This is a genomic window from Oscillibacter sp. CAG:155 (assembly GCA_000436875.1).
Classification (GTDB): domain Bacteria; phylum Bacillota; class Clostridia; order Oscillospirales; family Oscillospiraceae; genus Oscillibacter.
In genome coordinates this window covers 1-7261 of the sequence record FR890927.1, presented here as the reverse complement: position 1 = coordinate 7261, position 7261 = coordinate 1, and the positions used below count along the sequence as shown (strand labels likewise).

The following is a 7261-nucleotide window of genomic DNA, read 5'->3' as shown; positions in this document are numbered from 1 at the left end:
CCGGTGCCTTGGCAGGCTTGCTGTCCCGGGAGGCGAACAGGTTCGCCACCACCGGGCCCACCACCTGGTGGACCACCGTAGCCAGCACACAGGGCAGCACCGCCATGGTACCGGGGAAGGCAGACGTGGCCAGCGTGCAGCTCAGGCCGCTGTTCTGCAGGCCCACTTCCAGGGACAGGGCCCGGGTCTTGGCCTCATTGAAGTGGAACACACGGGCGATGGCATAGCCAGCCACCAGGCCCAGCACATGGTGCAGCAGCACAGCCAGCATCGTAACGACCACCACCGTCAGACCGTTCTGGGTGAAGCTGGACTGGTTGGGGCCCACGCACATGCCCAGCACAAGCAGGATGCACACAGTGGAGATCAGAACCAGTACCTTCTTGATCTTCTCCAGCTTTTCGCCCACCACTGCATGGACGCCCAGGCCCAGCAGGATCGGCAGCAGGACCACCACCACGATGGAGAAGAACATGTTCCAGAAGTTCACCTCGATCCACTGACCGGCCAGAGCCAGCGTCAGCGAGGGCGTCAGCACGGGGGCCAGCAGCGTGGTGCACATGGTGATGGTGATGGACAGCGGCACATCGCCGTGAGCCAGGAAGGTCATCACGTTGGAGGCCGTTCCGCCGGGGACGCAGCCCAGCAGCACCAATCCCACCGCGATCTGGGCGCAGGTCTCAGGGCCGCCCACGCCGGTGAGGCTCAGGAGCTTGGCCACCAGCCAGCCAAAGCCGGCCATGCACACGTACTGGCTGCAGATACCCACCAGCACGTCCCGGGGACGGCGGAGGATCAGGGCAAAGTCCTCGGCCCGGAGCGTCATGCCCATGCCGAACATGATGACGCCCAGCAGCAGATTCACAAAGCCCAGGGAGGAAAAATACCGTCCCATGAATGGGACCCAACTCAGATCCAGATTCACGCTGCCCGCCAGATTCGTCCAAAAGGACGGCACCATCAGCGCAAAGAGTGCACACAGCACAGACAGGAGGGCCAGGTTTTTATTCAGCACATCTGCAAAACGGTTGACAGTTTTCATGGATGTCTCTCCTCTCTTTTCTCCGCAGGATTACTTCTCGGCGGCCAACAATGCCCGGCCGGCGGCGTCGGTATCCCGCATGGCCTGCATGAAGGCCTCCTTCGTGACGGGATAGGGCGCCTTTGTCCACTCCAGCACCGTGGCGGCCTTGTCCGCGATGGTCTGGAGATCCGCCTCCGTCAGCTCGATCTCCGCCAGGGTCACCGGCAGGCCGATGGAGCGGTTGAAGCGCATGATCCGGTCCCGCTGTTCCATCTGACCATCGTAGGTCAGCAGCGTCAGCACGCCGAAGGAGACGATCTCGCCGTGGAGGTGATGGCCGCCGGAGGCGGGCACCAGGGTAGCACCGTAATAAACGCAGTGGGCGAGAGAGCTGTTGTAGTAGTAGGCCTGGCCGGGGTCCACCGTCAGGTTGGAGACGATGCCGGTGGAGATCACGATGCACAGGGCCACCTGCTCCAGCTCATAGCCGGGGGTATTGGCCCGGCACTGCTCCATGGCGGCCTTGCCGTACTGGACCAGAGGGTCCGTGCAGGTGTGGGCCAGCTGAGTGCCCAGCAGCGTGGTGTGGTTCAGCTTTTCCCCGCGGGAGGCCAGCTCCACCTCGCACTCTTTGGAGAGGGCGTCACCGATGCCGGCCCACAGCAGGCTCTCCGGCGCCTCAGCAATGATCTTGGTGTTCAGGAAGGTGTGCTCCGGGCAGCGGGAGGGATAGAAGTAATCCTTGAAGGTGTCGTCCGCGTTATAGAACACGCCGATGGCAGTGCAGGCCGCGCAGTTGGAGGCGATGGTGGGGAACGTGAAAAGGGGCTTATCCAGATGCTCGGCCACTGCCTTGCAGGTGTCCACGGCCCGGCCGCCGCCCACGGCGAAGATCACGTCCGCCTCCTGTACCGCAGGCTGACTTTCCAGCATGGCGACGTTTTCATACGTGGAGTTGCCGCCGTACCAGACCGGCTCACTGAGCTTGAACCCGGTACCGGCCAGCGCTTCCTGCAGGGGGCCGTAGGCCTTGGAAAGCGCGGTCTTGCCGCCGATCACCGCCGCGGATTTGCCGAACTTGGAAACCACACCGTAGACTTTCTCGTAGCAGTCGGGGCCCACACTCCAGGCGGGCAGGCAGTTGGTGTAATTGGTGAACATGATGCTTCCTCCTTGTTTTTTGCGGGACAAAACAAAAGCAGCTTCGTCCCAAAGTTTTGCTTTGAGACGAAGCTGCTGAAATCATCTCCGCGGTACCACTCAAATTGCACGGCGGTCAAGCCGTACCCCTTTAGGCTCCAACAAGCCCTAAGGCACTTACGTAGCCTGCACGTGCGGTTCTACTTGCTTTCGCGTTCGACCGCCGGCTCAGAAGGGATCGCCCTGGACAGCTTCCGGTTCCCTGCTCTCAGCATCCGCAGGTTCTCTGTACACCCTGTTCTGTCGGCGTTCTTCGTCATCGCCTTTCTTGCGTTTTAATGTACCAAAGTTTTTCGCGTTCGTCAATCCGACGATTTAGCCGAAACATTTTGGACAATCCCAGGTTTTTCCTGTGCAAAACGCAGATTTTTTCATTTTACTTCTGGATGGACTCCAACTCCATGACACCGTCGATGAGCATCTGCTGCGTGACGGGATAGGGATAGACCCGGACGTCGATTCCCGCCAGCGCCTTCTCCGTGACGGCGGGAAGGTCCTCCGGACGGGCATGGATGTCAGCGAGTTTCGTGGGCAGGCCAATGGACTTGTTGAACGCCATGACCCGGTCCCGCTCTTCATACTGCTTATCCACCGTCAGCATCACCAAAATACCGTAGGAGACCACTTCGCCGTGGAGATGGTGATTGGCCTCTGTGGAGGGCAGGATCGTAAAGCCGTTGTACATGGCGTGGGCCATGCCGGTGGTATAGTCCACCTGAACGAAGTTGGACACAAAGCCCGTGGAGACGATGATGGCCAGAATGATCTCTGTCAGCTCCTCCGTCACCCGGTGGGCCTCGCAGTCCGCCATGGCCTGCTTGCCCCAGCGGAGGATGGGCGCGGCGCACATGGAGCTCAGGGCGATGCCCATGGCGTCGGAGTGGGCGGGGGTGTCGTTGCGGGAGGAGATGGTGCACTCGTAGTGCTTGGCCATGGTGTCACCCATACCGGCCCAGAGGTAGCGCACCGGGGCGTTTGCGATGATTTCCGTGTCAATGAAGATATGATTGGGCGGGATCTTGGAGAAGGAGTACTCCCGCAGGCTGCCGTCCGGATGGTAGACGATGCCGAGACTGGTGCAGGAGGCACAGGTGGAGGCGATGGTGGGGAAGGTAAAGAAGGGACGGTTGGTGCTGTGGGCCAGCACCTTGCAGGTGTCGATGGCCTTACCGCCGCCTACTGCAAAGAGCATATCCGCGTCCGCCACCTGGGGCCGCAGCATATCCATATTCTCCACAGAGGCCTCGCCACCATACCAGAAAACGCCGATGACTTCCAGGGTGGAACCCTCGATCGCCTTCAAAATCTTATCCTTGGCGGCGGCCAGCGCCCGCTTGCCGCCGATGATGACTACCTTTTTGCCGTAGGCCGGGCATACGTTCACGATATCCTCATAGGCATCCGGCCCGACGGTATATCCGGGAAATAGGGACTTTTGCATGTTCAAGACTCCTTCTTTTTCTGCGTTGTTTCACTAAGATCATTTCACCGCGCCGGCGGAAAACCCTTCCCCGCCGGCGGCGGTCTTGTTCACAATCAGTCGCCCTGGGCGGCAGCCACGGGACGGATGGTCCGGGCACGGGAGGCTGGCTCCTCCTCCGTCTCAGCGGCGTTGGCAAAGGCGTGGTTCTTGAGGTACTTGCGGTTCTTATAGACGCCCACCGTCAGGAAGGGAATCACCACCACGGCGATGCCGAGGTAGCCGCAGTAGCCGTAGCCGTACTTGATGATGTTGCTCAGGCCCGCCATGGAGATGGTCATGGAGAGGATGATGATGAAAGCAGAGACGATGGCACTGCGGATGGGAGCGGACTGGATGCGGCTGAACATGGAGAGCTTTTCAAATCTGGCCACGAAGCCGAAGATGGTGGTCACGCCGGTGGAGATCAGGCACAGGAGCAGGCACACGCCGTAGATCACGGTCAGCGCATGGATGCCCATGGCGTTGCAGACAGTGAGGGTGGGGATGGTGGTGCCGCCTTCCACGGCGGTGTAAACGCTCTGCCAGGACAAGAGCATGAACACGGACAGTACCAGTGCCACCGTATTCATTACAAAGGAAATCCACATGGCCTTGGCACAGCCCTCGCGGTTTTTCATGGTGGTGCCGCAGGCAACCATGGTGGGCAGCGTCACACACTGGAATCCGGCATAAGTGAAGGCATTGAGCACGGCCTTGGGGATATTGCCGAAGCCGGTGGTCTGGAAGTCAGCAGCCAGGACGGAGCTGATGCTGCTGCCGCTTTTGAAGATGCCGATGGCATAGATGGAAATAGCGGTGATCAAGATGGCGATGCCCATGTAGGTAGAGGCCGCCCGGACGATACCGGCGCCGAAGATGGTCAGCATCAGCACCAGTACGCCCACGGCCACAACACCCAGGTAGTAGTTCATGCCGAAGTACCCCTGGAGCGCGGACGCAGCGCCGGAGATTGCGGCTGCCACGGCCATCAGCACCATGATGTAGAAAAAGACTTCAAAGAGCCACTCGATCTTGTCAAAGGGATGATAGAGGGTCTCAAAGAGCTGCTTATAGCTGGTCAGGCCCCTGGAGTTGTACATCACCATCGCCTGGCGCATAGTCAGCGTCAAAAGCAGCATGGCCACGATGGCGGACACCACGCCGGCCCAGCCGAGACCGACGTAATAGGTATTGGCCTGGTTACCCGTGGCAAAGCCGCCGCCGGCATGGGCGGAAAACAAGACCGCGCCTACGGAGAAGGCCGCGAAGAACGGGGTTTTGGGGATACTGCGCTTTTTCATGATTTCTTCCTCCTGCAAACAGAAATATTGGATGGTTTGGCAGGAAAACAAAAAATCCTTTCGTCGCTCCTGCCGATTGGCAGAAGAGACGAAAGGATGAAAAACCTTCCGCGGTACCACTCTTCTTTGTTCCCTCTATGGGAACACCCTCTATGGGATACCATCATATCCCTGCACTGTAACGGGAGCACCCGTCTGCACCTACTCACCTTCGGTCCAGCCGCTGATACAGCCAGTTCGGCAATTCCGTCGACTTTGTGCCTCGCACCACCCGGCACTTCTCTGAAAGCGCGTCCTTGCTTACTACTCTGCGTCATCGCGTTTTTGTGATTTTGATAATAGCACATGATTTTGTTTTTCGTCAAGAAGTCGTTTCGCACAAAATAATCCATTTCATTCTCGCAGATATTGGTGTTTTTGATAATTCTTAGTGCCCCATGCTTTTCTTTTTCCTCAAACTGTGGTAGCGTGTCTTCTTGACGCAGACACCACCGCAAGTTTGCGCAAAGAGGACCCCCGCCGTCATGCCCGCCTTTCCGGGCAGCGTATCTGCCGAAATGCGTGCAGCAAATCTTGCTCTGATGTCCTGTCCAGCGGCATCAAAGCCGGCGTCTCTGAATTGCACGGCCGTGCTTCGAGGCCGTTTTTTCTTCTCACTAATTTTATCGCAAAAAAGCAGAAAAATGGCAAATGTAAGCGTCTTTTATCAACATGTCAAGCGGAATCAGCTGCAATGTCAAACAGGTTTGATAGACATTTTCCGCTCCAAACCGGATCATATTTCTGAAAGGAGGATCGATTTGAATTGAACATAGGCGATCAAATCCAACACTTGCGAAAACGGGAACACCTGAGTCAGGACGAGTTTGCAAATCTGCTCTATGTTTCCAGACAAACGGTCTCCAACTGGGAAACCGGAAAGAGCTGTCCGGATCTGGAGACCCTGATCCGCATCAGCGACCACTTCGGCATCTCCGTGGACGCGTTGCTGGGACACGACTTCCCCGCACTCCCAAGCCCTGATGATAAAGCCGCAAAGCACCGCCGGCTGATCTTTTCCGCTTTGCTTCTTGTCTTTCTGGTGGGAGGATTTCTCGGAGGGATATGGTTTCGGGCGGTGTCCCCCCACCCCGTCGCATTCACCATGCAAAAGGAAGAAACCTACCAGACGGAGAACCTGGGCCAGCCGCTCATTGATGCCGGGACCGGGTACTTTACTCTTCCGGAGAGCGGAGATCTTCACATCGAGGTGGACGCCTCCACAGATGACGGAACGCTCCATGTTGTCATGACCGATACCGACGGCCGTGTTTTTTATCAGCTGGACGGCCAGTCTTTGGAAGACGCACAGACACTCTATTTTGACAAGGGCTCCTATGTCATTCAGATCACTGCCGATGCGTATACACAGGACATCGTAACACTGGAATACCAAATCGAGGTCCGCAATTAAACCTGCATCCGCAGACAGACAGTTATGAAACCTTTTTGGACGGGAATTTCAGGCAGCGGCCTGAAAATACTGGCGGTTTGCTCCATGCTCACAGACCATATCGGGCAAATCGTGCTGAAAAACGGGATCGCCCTGAACGCTTCCCGCTCCCTCTTTACCGACGCAGAATTTTCTGCCCTGTTATCGCTGATTGAGGTCTGTCACATCGTTGGCCGGATCGCATTTCCCATCTTCTGCTTTCTCCTGACAGAGGGCTTTGTACACACCCGCCGGCCCGGAATTTATCTGCGGAACCTCATGGTCTTCGCCGTGCTGTCCGAACCGCTCTACGACCTGGCATTTGCCGGCACTCTCCTGGACGCGGGAGCGCAGAACGTGCTGTTTGAACTCTCCCTGGGATTGCTTGTTTTGATGGTGCTTCAAAAAGGCGGAACGTCCCCCGTTTTACAGGCTGCCATCACACTGGCCGGAGCCGTTCTCGCTTTCATGCTCAGGTTGGACGGCGGATACTACGGCATCCTTTTGATCGTGCTGTTTGACCGGTTCCGCAGCCGGCCTGGGCTAAAGTTCCCTGCAGCCGTACTGACCATGTATCTGTGCGGGCTGGATTTCTCGCCGGTCGGCTTCATCGACCCCTATTTTCTGGCGGCCGCATCCGCGCTGGTTTGGATCGCCGCTTATAACGGCCGACGGGGGCGTCAGATAAAGTATTTCTTCTACGCTTTTTACCCGGCCCATTTGCTGCTCCTATCCGCATGTGCATCCTGCATCGTCCACGTTCTGCTCTGAAATCCAGGGGAGGCGGCCAATCCGAAGATTGG

General features: G+C 57.8%; 6 protein-coding genes and 1 other annotated feature. Of the genes, 2 read left to right on the top strand and 4 right to left on the bottom strand.

All coding sequences use genetic code 11. The annotated features are described in order from the left end of the window. The 4 genes from QZL67_RS06775 to QZL67_RS06760 all read right to left on the bottom strand — a co-directional run. The coding region (locus QZL67_RS06775; RefSeq protein WP_292920043.1) for a bile acid:sodium symporter at positions 1-1042 on the bottom strand (1042 nt) is incomplete at its 3' end. A gap of 30 nt (positions 1043-1072) precedes the next feature. Continuing rightward, a complete protein-coding gene (locus tag QZL67_RS06770; RefSeq protein ID WP_022289985.1) occupies positions 1073-2185 on the bottom strand; it encodes an iron-containing alcohol dehydrogenase family protein in 1113 nt (370 codons plus the stop codon). 415 nt (positions 2186-2600) lie between these two features. Continuing rightward, positions 2601-3665 carry an iron-containing alcohol dehydrogenase family protein gene (locus QZL67_RS06765; RefSeq protein WP_022289984.1) on the bottom strand — a complete coding sequence of 355 codons (1065 nt, stop codon included), beginning with the start codon at positions 3663-3665 and terminating at the stop codon, positions 2601-2603. A gap of 95 nt (positions 3666-3760) precedes the next feature. Then, positions 3761-4987, bottom strand: a complete 1227-nt coding sequence (locus QZL67_RS06760) for a hypothetical protein (protein ID WP_022289983.1) — start codon at positions 4985-4987, stop codon at positions 3761-3763. 81 nt (positions 4988-5068) lie between these two features. Beyond that, positions 5069-5313, bottom strand: a binding site (T-box leader). Between the two features lie 479 nt (positions 5314-5792). On the opposite strand from QZL67_RS06760, the gene QZL67_RS06755 reads away from it, so the two are divergent. Further along, a complete protein-coding gene (locus tag QZL67_RS06755) occupies positions 5793-6440 on the top strand; it encodes a helix-turn-helix domain-containing protein (protein WP_022289982.1) in 648 nt (215 codons plus the stop codon). Between the two features lie 24 nt (positions 6441-6464). Beyond that, the gene (locus QZL67_RS06750; RefSeq protein ID WP_292920041.1) at positions 6465-7229 is read left to right on the top strand and encodes a TraX family protein; all 765 of its coding nucleotides are present in this window, start codon (positions 6465-6467) and stop codon (positions 7227-7229) included. Positions 7230-7261 lie beyond the last annotated feature (32 nt).

What these genes read in the sequence shown, in the direction of transcription:
- QZL67_RS06760 (WP_022289983.1), bottom strand. Translation starts at nt 4,987, where the DNA reads ATGAAAAAGCGCAGTATCCCCAAAACCCCGTTCTTCGCGGCCTTCTCC.
- QZL67_RS06770 (WP_022289985.1), bottom strand. Translation starts at nt 2,185, where the DNA reads ATGTTCACCAATTACACCAACTGCCTGCCCGCCTGGAGTGTGGGCCCC.
- QZL67_RS06750 (WP_292920041.1), top strand. Translation starts at nt 6,465, where the DNA reads ATGAAACCTTTTTGGACGGGAATTTCAGGCAGCGGCCTGAAAATACTG.
- QZL67_RS06765 (WP_022289984.1), bottom strand. Translation starts at nt 3,665, where the DNA reads ATGCAAAAGTCCCTATTTCCCGGATATACCGTCGGGCCGGATGCCTAT.